This is a genomic window from Streptomyces umbrinus (genome assembly GCF_030817415.1).
Lineage (GTDB): Bacteria > Actinomycetota > Actinomycetes > Streptomycetales > Streptomycetaceae > Streptomyces > Streptomyces umbrinus_A.
The window spans coordinates 716096-733214 of the sequence record NZ_JAUSZI010000002.1 but is presented as its reverse complement, the minus strand read 5'-3'; the positions used below and the strand labels follow the sequence as shown (position 1 = coordinate 733214).

19 protein-coding genes and 1 pseudogene are annotated in these 17119 nt (G+C 69.0%); 8 read left to right on the top strand and 12 right to left on the bottom strand.

What is annotated here, in order from left to right:
* Positions 1-90: 90 nt before the first annotated feature.
* The gene (locus QF035_RS03940) at positions 91-1110 is read right to left on the bottom strand and encodes an aldo/keto reductase (protein ID WP_307518144.1); all 1020 of its coding nucleotides are present in this window, start codon (positions 1108-1110) and stop codon (positions 91-93) included.
* 152 nt (positions 1111-1262) lie between these two features.
* Between QF035_RS03940 and QF035_RS03935 the strand changes: the two genes are divergently transcribed.
* Positions 1263-1844, top strand: a complete 582-nt coding sequence (locus QF035_RS03935; RefSeq protein ID WP_307530881.1) for a TetR/AcrR family transcriptional regulator — start codon at positions 1263-1265, stop codon at positions 1842-1844.
* 167 nt (positions 1845-2011) lie between these two features.
* Positions 2012-2827: a DUF899 domain-containing protein gene (locus QF035_RS03930; protein WP_307518143.1), complete on the top strand. Its 816-nt coding sequence runs from the start codon at positions 2012-2014 to the stop codon at positions 2825-2827.
* 79 nt (positions 2828-2906) lie between these two features.
* On the opposite strand, the gene QF035_RS03925 is transcribed toward QF035_RS03930, so the two are convergent.
* Positions 2907-3194, bottom strand: a complete 288-nt coding sequence (locus QF035_RS03925) for a hypothetical protein (RefSeq protein ID WP_307518142.1) — start codon at positions 3192-3194, stop codon at positions 2907-2909.
* Between the two features lie 236 nt (positions 3195-3430).
* On the opposite strand from QF035_RS03925, the gene QF035_RS03920 reads away from it, so the two are divergent.
* Positions 3431-3883 carry a DoxX family protein gene (locus QF035_RS03920; RefSeq protein ID WP_307518141.1) on the top strand — a complete coding sequence of 151 codons (453 nt, stop codon included), beginning with the start codon at positions 3431-3433 and terminating at the stop codon, positions 3881-3883.
* A 5-nt stretch (positions 3884-3888) separates the two neighbouring features.
* Here QF035_RS03920 and QF035_RS03915 read toward each other — a convergent pair whose 3' ends face one another.
* The 3 genes and pseudogenes from QF035_RS03915 to QF035_RS03905 form a co-directional block, all read right to left on the bottom strand.
* Positions 3889-4548: a response regulator gene (locus tag QF035_RS03915; RefSeq protein ID WP_307518139.1), complete on the bottom strand. Its 660-nt coding sequence runs from the start codon at positions 4546-4548 to the stop codon at positions 3889-3891.
* Positions 4545-5695: pseudogene (locus tag QF035_RS03910) on the bottom strand (sensor histidine kinase). The gene QF035_RS03915 and the pseudogene QF035_RS03910 overlap by 4 nt, the downstream one beginning before the upstream one ends.
* Positions 5692-6528 carry a CPBP family intramembrane glutamic endopeptidase gene (locus QF035_RS03905; protein WP_307518138.1) on the bottom strand — a complete coding sequence of 279 codons (837 nt, stop codon included), beginning with the start codon at positions 6526-6528 and terminating at the stop codon, positions 5692-5694. The pseudogene QF035_RS03910 and the gene QF035_RS03905 overlap by 4 nt, the downstream one beginning before the upstream one ends.
* Positions 6529-6733: 205 nt before the next feature.
* Here QF035_RS03905 and QF035_RS03900 point away from each other — a divergent pair, with 205 nt between their 5' ends.
* Complete coding sequence (locus QF035_RS03900) at positions 6734-7600, top strand: LLM class flavin-dependent oxidoreductase (RefSeq protein ID WP_307518137.1); 867 nt, start codon at positions 6734-6736, stop codon at positions 7598-7600.
* A gap of 12 nt (positions 7601-7612) precedes the next feature.
* Here QF035_RS03900 and QF035_RS03895 read toward each other — a convergent pair whose 3' ends face one another.
* Both QF035_RS03895 and QF035_RS03890 read right to left on the bottom strand, forming a co-directional pair.
* A complete protein-coding gene (locus QF035_RS03895; RefSeq protein ID WP_307518136.1) occupies positions 7613-8437 on the bottom strand; it encodes an SDR family oxidoreductase in 825 nt (274 codons plus the stop codon).
* Positions 8438-8639: 202 nt separating this feature from the next.
* Complete coding sequence (locus QF035_RS03890; RefSeq protein WP_307518134.1) at positions 8640-8780, bottom strand: hypothetical protein; 141 nt, start codon at positions 8778-8780, stop codon at positions 8640-8642.
* A 79-nt stretch (positions 8781-8859) separates the two neighbouring features.
* On the opposite strand from QF035_RS03890, the gene QF035_RS03885 reads away from it, so the two are divergent.
* A complete protein-coding gene (locus QF035_RS03885) occupies positions 8860-9492 on the top strand; it encodes a DUF1707 SHOCT-like domain-containing protein (protein WP_307518133.1) in 633 nt (210 codons plus the stop codon).
* 45 nt (positions 9493-9537) lie between these two features.
* Here the strand turns inward: QF035_RS03885 and QF035_RS03880 are convergent, their stop codons facing one another.
* A complete protein-coding gene (locus QF035_RS03880; RefSeq protein WP_307518132.1) occupies positions 9538-10506 on the bottom strand; it encodes a LysR family transcriptional regulator in 969 nt (322 codons plus the stop codon).
* 123 nt (positions 10507-10629) lie between these two features.
* On the opposite strand from QF035_RS03880, the gene QF035_RS03875 reads away from it, so the two are divergent.
* The 3 genes from QF035_RS03875 to QF035_RS03865 all read left to right on the top strand — a co-directional run bounded on the left by QF035_RS03875 (position 10630) and on the right by QF035_RS03865 (position 13539).
* Positions 10630-11877 carry an MFS transporter gene (locus QF035_RS03875; protein ID WP_307518131.1) on the top strand — a complete coding sequence of 416 codons (1248 nt, stop codon included), beginning with the start codon at positions 10630-10632 and terminating at the stop codon, positions 11875-11877.
* Positions 11878-12082: 205 nt separating this feature from the next.
* Positions 12083-12820 (top strand): hypothetical protein, encoded by a 738-nt coding sequence (locus QF035_RS03870; protein ID WP_307518130.1) that lies wholly within the window; start codon positions 12083-12085, stop codon positions 12818-12820.
* Between the two features lie 236 nt (positions 12821-13056).
* A complete protein-coding gene (locus QF035_RS03865; RefSeq protein WP_307518129.1) occupies positions 13057-13539 on the top strand; it encodes a hypothetical protein in 483 nt (160 codons plus the stop codon).
* A gap of 134 nt (positions 13540-13673) precedes the next feature.
* On the opposite strand, the gene QF035_RS03860 is transcribed toward QF035_RS03865, so the two are convergent.
* From QF035_RS03860 to QF035_RS03845, 4 genes are all read right to left on the bottom strand, one after another.
* On the bottom strand, positions 13674-14207 hold the full coding sequence (locus QF035_RS03860) for a CbrC family protein (protein WP_307518128.1): 534 nt from the start codon (positions 14205-14207) through the stop codon (positions 13674-13676).
* Positions 14208-14310: 103 nt separating this feature from the next.
* On the bottom strand, positions 14311-14631 hold the full coding sequence (locus QF035_RS03855; RefSeq protein ID WP_307530879.1) for a hypothetical protein: 321 nt from the start codon (positions 14629-14631) through the stop codon (positions 14311-14313).
* Positions 14632-14771: 140 nt separating this feature from the next.
* A complete protein-coding gene (locus tag QF035_RS03850; protein ID WP_307518127.1) occupies positions 14772-15773 on the bottom strand; it encodes a hypothetical protein in 1002 nt (333 codons plus the stop codon).
* Positions 15774-15828: 55 nt separating this feature from the next.
* On the bottom strand, positions 15829-17118 hold the full coding sequence (locus QF035_RS03845; protein WP_307518126.1) for a TRAP transporter large permease subunit: 1290 nt from the start codon (positions 17116-17118) through the stop codon (positions 15829-15831).
* Position 17119 lies beyond the last annotated feature (1 nt).

Sequence of the window (17119 nt, the reverse complement as noted above, 5' to 3'; positions counted from 1 at the left end):
ACGAGAACTAGGGCCACCGGGCGGATCGGGGAGCCGGAACGAGTACCGGCTGTCTGATGTGGACGTGGGCGCGCTGTGGCGGGCTGGCCGTCAGCGGCGTCGCAGTGCCGGGTCGAGCAGGGCCGGCGGAGTGTCGTTCTTCTCGTGTGCGGCCAGGTCGGTGCCGGGGGCGACGATGGTGTCGATGGCGTCCAGCACGTCGGCGGAGAGCACGGTGTCGGCGGCGGCGAGCTGCGAGTGCAGGTGGTCCAGCGTGCGGGGACCGATCAGCGCGCTGGTCACGGCCGGGTGCGCGGTCACGAATCCGAGCGCGAGCTGGATCATGGTGAGGCCGGCCTCGTCGGCGACTCCGGCCAGCTTCTCGACGGCGTCGAGCCTGGCCCGGTTGGAGGGAATGGCGGTGTCGAAGCGCTGCGGCATGAACGCCGAGCGGCTGGTGGTGATGTCCCGGCCCTCGCGGATCGCCCCCGACAGCCAGCCCGAGGCCAGCGGGCTCCACGCCAGCACTCCGAGCCCGTACTCCTCGGCCACGGGCAGGACATGGGTCTCGATCCCGCGCTGCAGGATCGAGTAGCTGGGCTGTTCGGTGACGTAGCGGCTCAGGTGGTGCTCGCGGGCGGCCCACTGTGCCTGCACGATGCGGTACGCCGGGAAGGTCGAGGAGCCGAAGTAGCGGATCTTTCCCGCGCGTTGCAGGTCGGTGAGGGCCGACAGCGTCTCCTCGTCGCTGGTGGTCGGGTCCCACCGGTGGATCTGGTAGAGATCGACATGGTCGACACGGAGACGGCGCAGGCTGTTGTCCAGCTCGGTGACCAGCCAGCGGCGCGAGCTGCCCTGATGGTTGCGCTCGTCGCCCATCGGCAGGGTCGCCTTCGTGGCCAGCATGATGTCGTCGCGGCGGCCGGCGACGGCCTTGCCGACCATCTCCTCGGACTCGCCGCCGCTGTACGCGTCGGCCGTGTCGATGACATTGATCCCGCCCTCGATGGCGGCGTCGACGACAGCGGTGACCTCGTCCTGCGTGGTGCGCCCGATCCTGCCGAAGTTCATCGCGCCGAGCGCGAGGGAGCTGACCTGCACACCGGTGCGGCCCAAGGTGCGGTACTGCATGACCGTGATCCTCCATTGCGGGTGAAGCGTGGTGTCACTGCATGGCTTGGTTGCCGGGCCCCTGCTCTGGCATCATGAGCAAACGGAACCTCGTTCCGGAACGATACGGAACGCTGTTCCGGTTTGCAAGCTCGACGGCGGAGGGTGGCGCGGTGAACGACAGCGACGAGGGCGCGGGCCAGTCCAAACGGAAGGACGCCCGGCGCAACAAGGAGACCTTGCTCGACGCGGCCGCCGCGGTCTTCGTCACGTCGGGCGTGGAAGCGCCGGTACGTGACATCGCGACCAAGGCCGGCGTCGGACTGGGCACGATCTACCGTCACTTCCCGACCCGGGCGGATCTTGTCATCGCCGTCTACCGCCACCAGGTCGACGCCTGTGCCGAGGCCGGCCCGGCCCTGCTGGGGACCAGCGCGACACCTCACGCCGCCCTCGGACAGTGGGTCGACCTCTTCGTCGACTTCCTGGTCACCAAGCACGGACTCGCGGCCGCTCTGCAGACCGACAACGCCGGCTTCGAAACGCTGCACTCCTACTTCCTCGACCGCCTCCTGCCGGTGTGCACCCAGCTCCTCGACGCTGCCGCCGCCTCCGGCGAGATCCGCTCCGACCTGACCGCCTACCAGCTCATGCGCGGCGTCGGAAACCTCTGCATCGGCGCCGACAGCGATTCCCGCTACGACGCACGCCGACTGGTCGAACTCCTCGTCGCGGGCCTACGCCAACCGCACTGATCGTGGCAGCCGTGGATGCCGGGGCCTCGGACGGCCGAGGGCGCTCCCTGCCGCGATGAGTTTCGGCGGGGCCGTGAGTCTGTTCCGGTGAGCGTCGTAGACATCGTAGGGACGTCGCACAGACGCCGTACGGCGCTGCCCCGGCACGAGACACCACGGAGGACACCATGACGACCACGCCCGGCAACGCGAGCAGCGACCTCCCCGGCAAGCCGCCGGTCGTCGACCTCGCCATCTGGCAGGCCGCCCGTGACGAACTGCTGGTCCGCGAGAAGGCGCACACCCGTGAGGGCGACGCGATCGCCGCTGCCCGGCGTCGCCTGCCGATGGTCGAGCTCGACGGGACGGTCGAGGTCGTCGGAGCCGACGGCCCGGTCCCGTTCCTGGACCTGTTCCAGGGGCGCGACGAGCTCGTGGTCTACCAGCACATGTGGTACGACGGCGCGCCGCACCAGGGACAGTGCGAGGGCTGCACCACCACGGCCTGGCACGTGAAGGACGCCGTCTACCTCAACGCCCGGGGCGTCTCGTACGCCGTGCTGACCACGGGAGCGTGGGACGAGGTGGCTCCGTATGTCGAGTTCATGGGGTACACCCAGCCCTGGTATTCGGTACGGGGAGTGGAGGCGCCGGTCGGCGGAGGAATGGGGCACATCGCCTGCTTCCTGCGTGAAGGTGACCGCGTGTTCCTCACCTACTCCACGACGGGCCGTGGCAACGAGCCGGTCAACGGCTCACTCAGCCTGCTCGACATGACGCCCTACGGCCGCGGCGAGGCGTGGGAGGACAATCCCGAGGGCCGGTCCGTGATCGGCGATGTCCGCGAGGGACACCCGTCCGTGGGTCAACAGGCCTGCTGGTACTGGCGCTCGGACGCCGACGGCATCGCCACCTGGGGCCCGACCAGCCGACCCGTACCGCAGTGGACCCGCCCCGGCGCGAGCCCGGAGGAGACCCTCGGCCGCCAGGGCCACCACCACTGACAGGTGCGATGTGGCGGGCGCCCCGGCCACTCTCGCGTGGTCGGGGCGCGGCAGCAGGTGCGTCAACTGGCGGGCTGTGTCACTGGAGCGAGTCGCTGCGAGCCGGCTCCTGCCGCTGCTCGTGCTGCTCGTTCCAGAGTTCGGCGAGTTCGCCGAGTGCGCTGTTGGAGCGGCCCAGCTCCCAGAGCAGGTAGACGCTGGCTCCGGCGAACGGGATCCACTCACCCCATTTGAAGATGAGAACCGGCATGTACAGGAGGCCGGCCAGGACAAAGAACTTGATGAAGATCTCGGCTGTGTACGTCTGCTTGCGGCCGACTATGACATGCTCCCCGCGGTCGTGGGTCCACTGCAGGCGCGATCTCATGACTACTCCCTATGGGCTCCGGGTGGACATCATGCCGTCTGCCACTTGGTGAGTGCCAGTGCGGGATCGGGGCGGTTCAGACCCGACGCAGGCGACGACGATCACGGTGCACAGAGACATCAGAACCCGTTTGAACCCGGAGCGCTCCGGACACGTACGGTCAACTAGGGGGTTCTACCTGCATCCTGTGGTTCATCGCCCCCTGAATTCCGTTGTGACACTTTCGAGGAGTACCGATGACCACCACTCCGCGCCTCGGAGACTGGCTGACGACGCGCCAGCCGTTCGTGCTGGGCTTGTTCCGTATGGTCCTTGGCCTGTTGTTCGCCAGCGAGGGCGCTGCCACGGTTTTCGGGGTGCTGGACCGGAAGGCCAGCCCGACGGGCGACTGGCCTTTCTGGTACGCCGGGGTGATCGAGCTGGTGTGCGGCGTTCTCGTTCTCCTCGGGGTCGCCACCCGCAGCGCGGCGTTCCTCAGCTCGGGCATCATGGCGTTCGCGTACTTCACGGAGCACCAGCAGGACGGCCTCTTCCCCTTGCAGAACGGGGGACTCTCACCGGTCCTCTTCTGCTGGGGATTCCTGCTCATCGTTTTCTCCGGCCCCGGTGCCTTCGCCCTCGCGGGCCTGGTCGGCCGCGGGAGCGGCGCACGCCCCGTCGCGAGCCCGATGACCGAACGGGCCCGGTAGCGATGTCAGGTCACTAGTCCCTGGCGGTAGGCGTACACGACCGCTTGGACGCGGTCGCGGAGGTTGAGTTTCGCGAGGATGCGGGAGACGAATGTCTTGACGGTCTCCGGGCTGATCACGAGGGTCGCGGCGATCTCGCTGTTGGAGAGGCCGTTGGCGATGAGCCGAAGGACCTCCAGTTCGCGAGGCGTCAGCGGGATGTCGTGGGGGCCGCCCTCGGCGGGCCGGATGCGGGCGGCGTACCTGCCCACGAGCCGACGCGTCACCTCGGGGTCCAGCAGTGCCGCGCCCGTGCCCACGGTCCGGATCCCGTGGAGCAGTTGGGCCGGCGGTGCGTCCTTGAGCAGGAACCCGCTGGCCCCCGCGCGCAGCGCCTCGTAGACGTACTCGTCAAGGTTGAACGTGGTCACCACGAGCACCTTGACAGGATGTGGCACCCCGGCACCGGCCAGCAGGCGGGTGGCTTCGATGCCGTCCAGCACCGGCATGCGTACATCCATCACCACGACGTCCGGGTGCACTTGGCCGGCGAGGTCGACCGCGGCCCGCCCGTCCCCGCACTCGCCGGCCACCTCCATGTCGGGCTGGGCGCCGATGATCGTCACCAGTCCGGTGCGGATCAGCACCTGGTCGTCGCAGACCAGGACCCGGATCGGTGCGGTCACGACGGGCTCCCCGCGGGTATCCGCGCCCGTACGACGAAGCCACCGGCCGTCTGCGTGCCCGCGCTGAAGTCGCCGCCCAGGACGTCCACCCGTTCGCGGAGACCGGCCAGGCCCCGCCCGCTCCCGCCGGGGGACCCGGCCCGCGAGCCGGAACCGTCCGTACTGACCTCCACGGTGATCTCCTTTTCGGCATGGCGCACCTGGACCGAAGTGCGGCTGCCGTGAGCGTATTTGAGGGCGTTGGTCAGGGCCTCCTGCACGACCCGGTAGGCCACGAGGTCGGCGCTGCCGGTCGACTCCGCCGGTGTGCCCTCCTCGGTGAACTCCACCGGCTGACCGGCCCGGCGCGTCTGCTCCACGAGTGTGAGCAGTCTGCCGACGGACGGCGTTCTGGCCTCGGTGCCGTGGTCGGGGTTGAGCAGGTCGAGCAGGTGCCGAAGGTCGGTGATGGCCCGCCGGCCGGTGTCGGAGACGGCGGTCAGGGTCTGGTCGAGGCGATCGGGTGAGGCGGTCAGATAGCGCGCCGCCTCGGCCTGCACGACCATCGCCGTCACGTGATGGGTCACGACATCGTGCAACTCGCTGGCGATGCGCGTGCGTTCGGCGGTACGGGTGTCCTCGGCGATACGGGTGCGGCGTTCGGCATCCGCGACCCGGGTGTGGAGCGCAGCCACGCCCCGAAACCCCACGCGAGGACCATCGCCAGATAGAACGTCACGAACCCGCTCGGCGGCTCGCCCGAGTCGAGCAGGATGAGCGCGACCGCCAGCGGCACGTACGCCACGGAGAAGGCAATCGCGGCGGTACGCCGGTGCCGTTCCAGATGGGCCCCCACGCTCAGCAGCGCGATCGGCAGCGCGGTGCCCGCGAACGAGTGGTAGCCGCGGATCTGGTCGATGGCGAAGCCGGCCGACACCAGGGCGAGGCAGACGGCCGGCCACCGTCGGCGCACGGCGAGCGGGAAGCATTCGAGGGCGATCGCCACGAAGGCCAGTGCGTCGAAGGGGCGGTGCGGCAGGTTGCCGATCTGCGTGCCGTAGAACCCCGGCAGGAACGACGCGGCGAGGCACAGCAATCCGATCGGGAGATCCCGGATCGTGACGTCGGCGCGGTGCCACCACTCGGGGGGCCGCCGAAGACTGATCATCGGGGGAGTGTAGCGGTGGTGTCGGTCCGCTCGGCTCGCCGACGGCGGGGCAACACATGGCCGCGCCGGTGGGCCAGCCACATGAACGCGATCGTCGCCAGTACGCAGAACAGCACCGAGTACACGCTTCCCTCCGGGCCGAAGTCGCCGCCGGTGAGCAGCTTCGGGCCCGACATCGCGGAGTCCAGCAGTCCCTGAGGCGTGTCGTTGCCCGAGACCTCGGTGCTGAAGATGCCGGACGCCGCGAAGTTCCAGCCGAAGTGCAGACCGATCGGCACCCACAGCTTGCGGGTGGCGACGTACGCGGCGGTGAGCATGCCGCCGGCCTCGATGGCGATGGCGGTGGCACCCCACAGGCCGGCGTTCGGGTTGAGCAGATGCGACAGGCCGAACAGGGCGCCGGTCAGCACCAGCGCGATCCACGTGCCGATGCGTTCCTCGGTGATGCGGAACAGGACACCGCGGAACAGCAGTTCCTCCGTCACCGCGGCGGCGGCCATGAAGCCGAACAGCCCCGCCGCGCCCGACACCGAGCCCACGCCGTCGACCTCGTAGTGCCCGGAGGTGAAGAGGTTCACCATGACGGCCCCGAACAGCGCGGCGCCGATCAGTGTTCCGCGGCCTATCGCGGCCGGGGAGCCTTCCGGGGCCACTTCCGTGGACGTGCGGTGCTCGGTCCGCCGTACCACCCACCCGTAGACAAGCACCGCGAGCACGGCTGTCGGGACGCCGACGGCCAGTTGCAGCCACGGGTGGTCCTCCAGCGCGGCAAGCGCCTGGCCGCCGATGAACGCGACCGCCGCGACGGCCAGGAATTGCCAGACCAGTCTCATGAGAACTCCTACTCCAGAGCCGCGACCTGAGTGCTGCGGGCTGTGTAGAAAGCTATGGATCCGGCGACCCGGAATCGTCACCGCTCGGTGGACACCTGTGCGTAGCTCTCTCGGGGGACAGGGCATACCGGCCCGCCGGTACAGGGCGCAGAGCCCGGCAGGAATTTCGGTTGCCGGTCCAGGTGCCGTGCAGCACGATGCGGGGATGCGATTCTCGGTGAACATTCCGAACTTCGGTGACTTCGCCGATCCCAGAACCGTGGCGAAGGTGGCCGCGGCGGCCGAACAGGCAGGGTGGGACGGGCTGTTCGTCTGGGATCACGTGCTGCACCGCAAGCACGGGGGCAGACCGTTCGGGGACCCCTGGATGCTGCTGACCGCCGCCGCACTGGCGACGTCCCGGATCAGGCTGGGCACGCTGGTCACCCCCGTCGCCCGGCGGCGCCCGCAGCAACTCGCCCGCCAGGTGGCCACCTTGGACGCCGTGAGCGGCGGCCGGGTCACCTTCGCCACGGGGCTGGGCGGGCCCGTGGAGGACGAGTACGCGAGCTTCGGCGACACCACCGACCCGAAGGTACTGGCCGAGCGGCTGGACGAGGGCCTGGACCTGCTCCAGCGCTACTGGTCGGGCAAGCCGGTCAACCACGAAGGACGGCACTACGAGGTACGGGACGTGACCTTGCTGCCCGCCACGGTGCAGCGCCCTCGGCCGCCGGTCTGGGTCGCCGGCTTCTGGCCCAACCGCCCGCCCATGCGCCGGGCCGCCCGCTGGGACGGCGTGGTCCCACTGTTCGCCGATGCCAGGCACGGCCACGTACCGCCTGTCGATCAGGTCCATGACCTGGTCGCATACGTTCGCAAGCAGCGCGAGGACCGGTCCGGCACCCCGTTCGAGATCGTCCTCGGCGGTGCCACACCGGGCGACGACGTGGCCAGGACCCGCGATCTCATCGGCCCGTTGGCCGAGGCGGGCGCCACCTGGTGGGACGAACGGCAGATCCAGACCAGCGAAACACTGGACCGGCTCGCCCCGGTGCTGCGCCGCATCGAACAGGGCCCGCCGGTCCTGTAGCGCGTCGGGCGTCTACCGGACCTGGAGGAACTGGCCGGCTCCCCGCAGCCGTGTGCGTACGCGTTCCTGGGTGGCGCCGCTGTCGAGGCGGACGTCGAGGGGGCCGGGCATGAGGCTGTCGGCCCGGCGCCCGGCAGGTAGCCGGGCCGCGTCGAGTCCGTCGCGTCGGGCGATGAGTACGCCGAGTTCGTGGCGACTGAGCGCGTCCGCTCCGGCAAGGTGGAACATGCCGTCATGATCCGACACCGCGAGCTCCAGCAGCGCGGAAGCCAGATCTTCTACGTGGACCGGGCAGCGGACGTCGTCGGTGAACAGGACGCCGTCGTGTGTGCCGGCGGCCAGGGCGTGCACCAGGCGCTCGTGCACGGATCCGCCGCGTCCGATGATCAACGACGTACGGGCGACCGCGGCGCTCGGCGCCAGGAGCCGCACCGCGGTCTCGGCGGCGGCCTTGGCCGCGCCGTACGGGGTGACCGGGTCGGGCAGGCAGGTCTCGTCGTAGCGAATCCGGGAACCGGAGAACACCGCGTCGCTGGAGACGTGGACCAGGCGGCAACCGCGTCGCATCGCGGCCATCGCCACGCGGATCGAGCCGTCGGCGGTGACCGCCCAGTCGCTCCCTCCGCTCGTTGCGTCGATGACGGCACTGGGGGCCACCGCGGCCAGTACCTCGTCGATGTGCCCGGCGGCGCGAAGATCGAGCCGGTGCCACGAGGCCCCGGCAGTGCCGCCGGGACGGGAACAGTACGTCGCGGCTGTCTCCCAGCCCGCGGCTGTCGCCTGGCGCACCAGTTCCGTACCGAGGAAACCGCTGCCGCCGATGATCAGGACCTTCATGGCGCCCTACGGTAACCGGGCTCGGACCGGCCCGACCCCAAAGAATCAGGCCGCGGAGCAGGGACGACTCCCTTGATCCTGGGCGACTTCCCCCGGAGACCGCGCGCGCCGGGGACGAGTGTGGCACCGTGGACACCAGGCCCGGCCCGTCACTTCCCCCCGTAGTGGCGGGTCGGGTCTGTGTGTGCTTCCCCGGCCGTTCTCAGGATTTCTGGGTGAGTGCCCTGAACACCGGTGAGCCGGAGTCGCCGGGCTTGGGGCCGGACGAGACCGGCTTGGTGGCCTCGGCGAGGCCGATGGTGCAGTTGTTGGCGTGTCCCGGCTCCCTGGGTCTGGGGGCCATGTCGCGATATGGCGTTAGTCTTCTATTCGCGCCGCTGCCCGCGTCGCGCGCAGACGTTCGACAGGACCAGGACGGAAGCATGCCGGGAGAGATTTCGCCCACCGGGAAGCACTCCGGCTCGTCGCCCGAGCTGCGAGCCTCCCATGCGGACCGGGACCGGGTGGTGGATGTGCTGCGGATCGCGGCGGGGGACGGCCTCCTGACCGCGGACGAGTTGGACGAGCGCCTGGAAGCCGCCCTGTCGGCGCGGACTCTGAGTGAACTGGCCACGCTCACCGCCGACTTGCCGCCCGTCTCGGCCACGACCGGCACGACCGTGGCAGATGTCAAGGACGTGGTCCGGATCGAACAGGTCCACAGCGGCGCGATCGAGCGCCTGGGACGCTGGGTGGTGCCGCGGAGGATGGAACTCGCGGTGACGTTCTGCGAGGTGACACTCGACTTCACTGACGCAGTGATTACGCACGACACCTTGCGGATCGACGTGGGCATGACGGGCAAGACCCTGACCCTGGTTACGAGGCCGGGCGTCGTGGTCGATACCGACGGTCTGCAGCTGGTGCACAGCAAGGTCAAGTACCGTCAGACTCCGACGAATCCTGACGCGCCGGTCACTCTGCGAGTGGAGCTGGTCGGTATGAAGGCCTTCGGCCGCGTTGTGGTGCGGTCCAGGCGTCGGACGTTCGGGCAGTGGCTGCTGCGCAGGCCCTGATTCCTTTCTGCAGGCGCTTGCAGCTGTCCTTGCGGCCCTCGACCGTTAGCGTGAGGTGTGTTCGACGGCTCCGTCGCCGCGGCGTGGTGTTGTTGCCCAGGAGGGGCGCCAGGCCGTCTCAGGGAGCGGGGTCAGGCTGCCGAGGTGGCTGATGATTGCCCGGAGTCCGGGGTGTGGATTCTCTCGGGGGAGGATGAGCGAGAGCGGGTACGCGAGCGTCGGATTCTCGATCGGGATACGGCGCAGGTCGTGGTTCGTCGGCCAGATGTACCGGTCGCGCGAGCCCACGAGGGTTGCCACGTCCGCGGAGTCCGCGAGGATGTCGAGGAGTACCTCGTTGCCGAAGTTCGGGCCCGCGGCGTCGATGCGGAGGTCGAAGTCGGTGGCGAGCTGATCGTAGAACTCCGCCCATTCGCTTCGCGGCGCGATACCCGGCACCCAGATCCGGTGTCGGCGCAGCTGGGCCGGTGTCAGTGTCCGTGCGGAGGCGAGCGGGTGCCTCGGGCCGACGAGGAGTTCCAGCGGGGAGTCGAAGGCGTGGATCATCTGCACGTCGCGCGGCAGTGTGGCAGGGTCGGTGACCGAGCGGAACGACGCGTCGATATCGCCTGCTTGGACGGCGGCGACCGCCAGGCGCGGATCGTTGACCCTGAGGGTCACCACGTCGAGGTCGGTCTCGGGATGCGACCGCCAGTAGTCGTGCAGGACGACGGCCTGCGCGGATCGCAGGCCGAGAACGTCGATCCGAAGGGCCCGCGAGCCCGGTCTGATCGCGGTGATGGCGCGATCGACACCCGTGACGATGCTCCGGGCGTGTGGGAGGAAGGCCTGGCCGTCGAGTGTCAGCTCGACCCCTCGGGCGGTGCGGGTGAACAACCGGACGTTGAGTTCGCGCTCAAGCGTTGCGATCCGCTTCGACACGGCCTGTTGCGTTACGCCGAGCTCGTCGGCCGCGTGTTGCAGCTGCCCGAGCTCGGCAGCGCGGACGAACGATCGCACCGCCTCGGTATCCATTGATCGAGCATAGACGTGCCCAACGGATGGTTGTGGCTCGCCCGGGATCCGGTTGTTTGATCCCGCAGGGGTGGGTCCGGTGTGATTCAGCGACCCGAACATCGGTTGTCGCGAGGGAGACGCATGCGCGTGCGGTTGGGGCGCAGTTTCGGTTGGCTGTGGTCGGCCTACGCCGTCAGTACATACGGTACGTGGCTTGCCTTTGGCGCGTTCCCGCTGATCGCAGTCCAAGTGCTGCACGCGTCGGCATTCGCCGTGTCGGTGCTGGAGGCGGCCGGGCTCGCCGTCGCGGCGGTCGTCGCGTTCTCGCTCGGGCCGTGGGTCGAGCACCGGGCCAAGCGTCCGGTGATGATCGCGATGGACCTGATCCGGTTCGTCGCGGTGGCAAGCATCCCGATCGCGTACGTCCTCGGCCTGCTTTCGTACGGCCAACTGTTGGTTGTCTCGGTCATCTCCGGGACCGCGAGCATCGCCTTCTCCGCCGCATCCGGCGCGTATCTGAAGCATCTCGTCCGTGGCGATCAACTCCTCGTGGCGAACGGGAGATTCGAGGGCACGAGCTGGGTGGCGACCGCGGCGGGCCCGCCCCTCGGCGGCGCACTCATCGGGTTGCTCGGCCCGGTCGTCACGGTCATGGCCGACGCCCTCAGCTACCTGCTGTCCGCACTCGGGGTCCTCCGCATCCGCGGAGGCGACATCGCGGCACCCCGCGACCGGGCCACCAGGTTGCGCGGAGCCGACCTTCTCTGCGGGTGGCGGTTCATCCTCCGCGACCGCGCACTGAGGCGCCTGTTCCTCAACTCGATCCTGGTCGGCGGCCTCATCATGGCCACCGCCCCGCTCCTGTCCGTCCTCCTGCTGGGCCAGTACCACTTCCCGGCCTGGCAATACGGTCTCGCCTTCGGTATCCCGGCACTCGGCGGCTTCGTGGGCGCCCGCCTCTCCGCGCGCCTAGTGACCCGCTACGGCCGGTACCGGATCATGACCGTGTTCGGCTGGCTGCGATCGCTCTTCCCGCTCGGTCTCGCGTTCGTCCGACCCGGCATCCCCGGACTGCTCACCGTGATCATCGTCGAGGGCCTGCTGATCACCTGTATGGGCATCTTCAACCCGATCTACGCGACAGAACGCCTGCAGCGGACCCCAGTGGACCGCACCGCCCAAGTCCTCAGTACCTGGAGCGCCATCAGCAAACTCCTCCAAGCTGCCCTGATGGTGATCTGGGGCATCCTCGCCACCCTCACAAGCCCGCTCGCCGCGATCACCTTGTCCGGAGTTCTCCTGCTCGCCACTCCGCTCTTGCTGCCCAAACGAATACATCTGTCGGCCCCTGAGCCCGCTGTGTCGGCCGAAGGAGCCCGGGCCGTATGACCCACCTCAGCACCCTGCGTACGTGCCGTGCCTGAGACGGCCGTATGCGAGACCCCTGGGCCGACCGGCGGAGGGCGGTAGGGTCGGCAGGTGCGTTGATCTTCCAGGTGGCGGCCAAGCGCCGCCGCAGACGGTGTCGGTGACCCCGATGAGTTTCGGGTCGCCCGGCCGGCATGTCCGTCATCACACCACCGGAGACCGCGCAATGACTGCTCAACAGCCCATCACATACGACGCGTTTGTCGAACGTGCCGCCACTGATCCAGCTGTCGTCGGCCTCGTCCTCAAGGGTTCCCGCGCCCACGAGGGCATGACCACCGAGTACTCCGACCACGACCTGTACGTCGTCCTCGCCGATGGAGCGACGACGGCCCTCACCCGGTTCACGGGGCACCGCACCCCAGACCTCGACCTCGTCATCCTCTCCCTCGACGAGTTCCACGCCGCCGGCATGCCCGGCTTCGAGCGGTACGCCCTCGCCCGCGCGCGGATCGTGCTCGACCGGCTCGACGGAGGCCTCGCCCAGATCCTGGCCGGCAAGGCACGGCTCGACGCCGATGATGCCTTCCGGGAGGCGGGCGAGTGGCTCGATGCCTACGCCAACTCCCTCTACCGCTCGGTCAAGAACGCCCGCGACGGACATGCGCTCGCGGCACGGCTCGACGCCGCCGACAGCATCCGGTTTCTGCTGGAGTTGCTCTTCGCCCTCGACCGTCGCCCCCGCCCCTACAACAAGTACCTGGAATGGGAGCTTGCCCGATTCCCGCTGCCAGGCTGGGACACCGGCATGCTGCTCGACGCTGTGGACCGCATCTCAGGAAGGGGCGACGTGCCCACACAGCGTCGTCTCTTCGCCCAGGTCGAGGCGGTGGCCCGCCGGGCCGGGCACAGCGCGGTGCTGGATGCATGGGGTGAGGACTTGGCGCTGATGCGACCACAGTAGGAGTGCGCTGCGGGAAGGTCCCACACCGCCACTTTGGCCGTCTGCGGTATTCGCAGCAGGCTCGAGCGGCATCGCTGGGGGAGGGGCCCATCCACCCGCCGACTGCCGAGCGTTGGCCGCTATGGTCTTCACCTCGTCGAGTGCGCCGAGCAGAGCCGGCGAGAGATCTCGAGGCCGAGCCGATACCGGAGTGCGAACCGGCCCGGGAGCATGTCACAGTCACTGCCGTCACCTTGATGGACGTCCTCGTCGCCTTTGCCCGCACCGGCCGGATCGGCCCTCTCCACTGCGGAATGCCCCTGACCGACGCTGAGGACCTCCTCGGTCGGGGGCGTCCACACCCTGCCATCCTCATGAAGGGGCCCGACGTCGACGGCTACCCGTACTCCTGGGACGGGCTGCAGCTTGTTGTCACCCGGCGGGCGGTCAGCGGCATCTGGATTAGCCTCTGGCCCGGCTCGACCGCCAAGCTTCCCGATCTCGTCCTGCCCGACTCGGAGTCGTTCGAGGCCACGGTACTCAGCGAGGAACTGGTCGCAGCATTGGACACCGCAGGCTGTGAGCATCACGTCAACGGCGCCCTGACATTCGGCGGGCAGTCCAGCATCCTCACCCGGCCCGCTGACGTCTGCGCGGTCTTCAGCCTCCCAGGCAGGGTCAACCACGTGCCTCACCCGGACCGTCACTACCTCGACGTGATGCACAAGCACACGGCCTGACATCGCTGACTCCACAGAATGATGTCGGGCTCGGGCCCGGGTGTGAACGCGCTGTGCGTTGGTCCGGCTCGCTCAGCTCATCACTGTGCGGTGCGTTGAGGTGGCCGTCGGGCTGAGCTGTGCCCGGTGCCGAGCTAAGAGGCGTCGACGTAAGCGAGATGAGTGCCGCAGACAGTGCAGCGGAAGAGCATGGCGGAAGCCCCTTCGCCCAGGTGCGTCAGGAAGTGCTCGACCTGGGCTGTGTCGTGCCGGCCGCTCATGCGCAGGTCGAGTCGGAGGTGGTCGAGAGCATCGGGGTGTGCTGCCAGCTCGGTACAGCCGACCTCGCCGAGGAAGGCGGCCGCGTCGTGGCAGTGGACGAGCCAGTGCGGATCCTGCCAGGCGTGGAAGCCGGGGGTGCGGTGGGCGACCTCCTCCAGGGTCTCGTCACTGATGCCCTCGAGCCCGTAGGCGTCGATGAAGTCACCTTCGAACCGTTCGGCGGCGCTGCCGTCGGCGATGCACCAGGGGCAGAAGCTCCCGTCGACCTCTTGGGCGGTGTAGAAGGTCGCGGTGTAGATCCATCCCGTGCTGCGGTGGCAGCAGGCGCACTTCTCGGTGCTCGCGCGGATGGATCCGCTGGCGAGCGGGTCCGGGTGGTAACGGAAGACGGGCAGGCGGGCGCTCACCGCTGCTGCCCGATCCGTGAGTCGGCGCCCATGCCTGTCAGTGCCATGGGCTGCCGTCTGTCCTCAAGGAGATCTGTGATCAAGTGCGATGCCTCGCCGTGCCCTACGCGGTGTCAGGACCGTCGAGGAACCCCAGCAGCAGGGCGGCCTCCGCGCGGAGCCGTGCGGCTCGGTCGGCGTGCGCGGGAGCGGTCAACTGCTCCGCGGCCTCCAGTCGCTCGGCGGCCTCGGCGCGCACGACATCCACCACACCGCGCTCGCTCAGCTCACACCGCACCACTTCGGTGGCACCGGCACCGACCGGCGACTGCTCGAGGGCCACGCCGCGCAGGTCGGCTTCGTCCACGGGCGCCGCCTCGGCGTTGTCCAGCGCAGCGAGTGTTGACCGCAGGGCGCTCACTGCGGCCTTGTCGCGGGCGCGCATCGCTTCCGGCAGTGCTTGACGCATTCGAAGACGGACAGACATGCCGGTGACCTTATGGCGGGCGCCCCTGGAACCACAACGCGATATACGACGTGCAGCACCGGATGTGCCGCCAACTGGGCGCCCTGGCTTGCCGGTTGTCAGCCCCGGGCCACCGCGATGGCCCCCGAGAGCCTCTCTCCCGCCTCGTAGATCATGTACGGGACGCCGCCGTCGGTGCCGAACGAGGGGGCCGCGGCGCGCCCGTTCTCCGGAGCGGTGCCGCGCGAGTTGTAGAAGACGCCGAGGTGGGTGCGTTTGCTGAAGTCGTTGCCGACCTCGGTGATCATGATGTCGCCGCCGCTCTCCTTGTCCTTGTTGTAGACGACGTAGGTGCTGTTGTTGCGGTAGAGAAGGTGCGGGCCGCCGACATTGACGGCGCCGACGTCTCCGTGCCGGATCAGCGGCTGCTGGTCGTAGCTCCAGGTGCGGCCGTCGGCGGACCAACCCCAGTGGATGTCACGGTGGTTGGTGGTGTTGTTGAGCATGAAGACCATCACGTAGCGGGCGCCGCGTGAGGGCAGGTCGTGGCGGAAGACCCGGGCGTACGACGTCTCGTTGGTGCCTGCCGGGAGCATGGACGTCGACAGTACGACCTTGTCGTACGTGAAGTGGATCCCGTCGGCCGAGCGGGCGAGGCGGGTCGTGGTGTTCTCTCCGTGGAAGTACAGCCAGAACTCCTTGGCGTCCGCGTTCCACAGCACGTGGGGGGAGGAGACATGGCTGACGGAGTAGTGCGGGGACCACTTGTTGGAGACGATCGGGTTCGACGGGTACTCCGTGAACGGCCCTTCCAGCGAGTTGCCGTAAGCCAGGCAGATGCCACCGGGCGCGTCGTGCGGCGCGTAGTACAGGTAGTAGCGGCCGAGTGGGGAGCTCAGCTTGTCGTAGACGCCTCTGATGCAGGGGAAGATGATCTCGCCGGTGGGGTTGTACTTCAGCTGAGACGGCGTCAGAAGCGTACGGGTGTATGTGTAGTTCGGGAATCCGCCGGGTGCTGCGGCAGCCGACTGGACGCCCAGCGACGTTCCGACGGCGAAGGCGGCTCCGGTGGCTGCGGTGGCGCGCAGGAAGAGGCGTCGGTCGAGGTGTTGCTCCTGCATGGTGGCTCCAATGACAGAAGGTGTGTGGCTCGGCGGGCCCGGACCGGGCCCGGGCTCAGAGGTAGGTGGCTGCGGTCACGCACAGGCCGCCGAGGGCGACCGCCCAGACGTACGGCAGGGTGCGCACCATGACCTGCTGGGGAGAGACGCCCGCGTACTGGGCGCTCCACACGGTCTGTGTGCTGGTGGGGTCGGCGACGCCGAAGACCTGGTTGTACGAGGTGGCCATGCCGAGGACGGCGGCCGCGGGGTAGATGCCGGTGGCGATGAGGACGCCGGCGATGCCCGCGCCGAGCCCGAACACGTTGAGGGGGCCGCGGTAGAGGCACAGCGGGACGAGGAGCGTGAAGACGAGGACGAACACCACGGGGTTGTGCGGACTGACGGCCTTGACGAGCGGTTCGAGTGCGTCCACGGCACCGGGCAGTTTCACGGCCGCGAGCAGGATGCCGATGGCGATGAACAGGACGAGCGGCGGGGCGGCCACCTCGAAGCCGCCGTACAGGGTGCGCAGCAGCCGTTTGTTCATGCCGCCGGGCCGCGTCGTGGTGACGAGCGCGTACAGGACGCCTGCCAACAGCGAGGGGATGATGGCGAGTTCGAAGCCCAGCGCGAGAACGAGCGGGACGGCGGGGGCGAGCAGCGCGTACCAGGGTGCGTCGCCCAGCTCCGCGCGTCGTGAACGAGGCTTCGCGCCGGGGGAGTCGACGGACTTGAGAGACCAGGCGTGCTCGGTACCACGCCGTCGTGTCTCGACGAGGACGAACGCGAGAGCGGCGGCCAGCGCGAAGGGGAAGAGCTTCACCATGAAGCCGCGCACGGTCGGGATGGGCAGCTCCAGTGCGGTGGAGAAGAACTGCCACAGTGGCAGCTCGAAGGGGATGCCCACGGCGATGCCCATCAGCACCGTGCCCGCGGCGGTCACCTTGGGCACGCCGACGGCGATCATGGCGGGGATGCCGATGATGCCGGCGAGCATGGCGGCGGGCGCCGAGCCGGTCACCGTACCGACGAGTGCGGACACGGCGAGGACGCCCAGGGCCACCACGGTCGGGCGGTCACCGCCGAACTCGACGATCTTGCGGACGAGTGTGCCCGCGATGCCCGTCTCGTCGAGGAGCTTGCCCAGCCAGGACCCCAGAATGATCGCGATCATGGTGGCGGCCAGGGCAGGCGCGCCTTCCTGGAGGACGGTGTCCAGCACGCTGTTCTTGCCGGTGAACGGCGCCCCGGCGAGAAAGGCGATGGCGATGGCGAGCAGGGTCAGCGCGAAGGCGGTCGGTAGTTTGCGGGTGAGCATCAGGGCGACGCCGGCCGCCATGACGAGAAGGATGACGACACCCATG

What these genes read in the sequence shown, in the direction of transcription:
- QF035_RS03865 (WP_307518129.1), top strand. Translation starts at nt 13,057, where the DNA reads ATGGACGTCCTCGTCGCCTTTGCCCGCACCGGCCGGATCGGCCCTCTC.
- QF035_RS03855 (WP_307530879.1), bottom strand. Translation starts at nt 14,631, where the DNA reads ATGCGCGCCCGCGACAAGGCCGCAGTGAGCGCCCTGCGGTCAACACTC.
- QF035_RS03885 (WP_307518133.1), top strand. Translation starts at nt 8,860, where the DNA reads ATGCCGGGAGAGATTTCGCCCACCGGGAAGCACTCCGGCTCGTCGCCC.
- QF035_RS03900 (WP_307518137.1), top strand. Translation starts at nt 6,734, where the DNA reads ATGCGATTCTCGGTGAACATTCCGAACTTCGGTGACTTCGCCGATCCC.
- QF035_RS03930 (WP_307518143.1), top strand. Translation starts at nt 2,012, where the DNA reads ATGACGACCACGCCCGGCAACGCGAGCAGCGACCTCCCCGGCAAGCCG.
- QF035_RS03925 (WP_307518142.1), bottom strand. Translation starts at nt 3,194, where the DNA reads ATGAGATCGCGCCTGCAGTGGACCCACGACCGCGGGGAGCATGTCATA.
- QF035_RS03880 (WP_307518132.1), bottom strand. Translation starts at nt 10,506, where the DNA reads ATGGATACCGAGGCGGTGCGATCGTTCGTCCGCGCTGCCGAGCTCGGG.
- QF035_RS03905 (WP_307518138.1), bottom strand. Translation starts at nt 6,528, where the DNA reads ATGAGACTGGTCTGGCAATTCCTGGCCGTCGCGGCGGTCGCGTTCATC.
- QF035_RS03890 (WP_307518134.1), bottom strand. Translation starts at nt 8,780, where the DNA reads ATGGCCCCCAGACCCAGGGAGCCGGGACACGCCAACAACTGCACCATC.
- QF035_RS03850 (WP_307518127.1), bottom strand. Translation starts at nt 15,773, where the DNA reads ATGCAGGAGCAACACCTCGACCGACGCCTCTTCCTGCGCGCCACCGCA.
- QF035_RS03870 (WP_307518130.1), top strand. Translation starts at nt 12,083, where the DNA reads ATGACTGCTCAACAGCCCATCACATACGACGCGTTTGTCGAACGTGCC.
- QF035_RS03940 (WP_307518144.1), bottom strand. Translation starts at nt 1,110, where the DNA reads ATGCAGTACCGCACCTTGGGCCGCACCGGTGTGCAGGTCAGCTCCCTC.
- QF035_RS03895 (WP_307518136.1), bottom strand. Translation starts at nt 8,437, where the DNA reads ATGAAGGTCCTGATCATCGGCGGCAGCGGTTTCCTCGGTACGGAACTG.
- QF035_RS03920 (WP_307518141.1), top strand. Translation starts at nt 3,431, where the DNA reads ATGACCACCACTCCGCGCCTCGGAGACTGGCTGACGACGCGCCAGCCG.
- QF035_RS03845 (WP_307518126.1), bottom strand. Translation starts at nt 17,118, where the DNA reads ATGGGTGTCGTCATCCTTCTCGTCATGGCGGCCGGCGTCGCCCTGATG.
- QF035_RS03875 (WP_307518131.1), top strand. Translation starts at nt 10,630, where the DNA reads ATGCGCGTGCGGTTGGGGCGCAGTTTCGGTTGGCTGTGGTCGGCCTAC.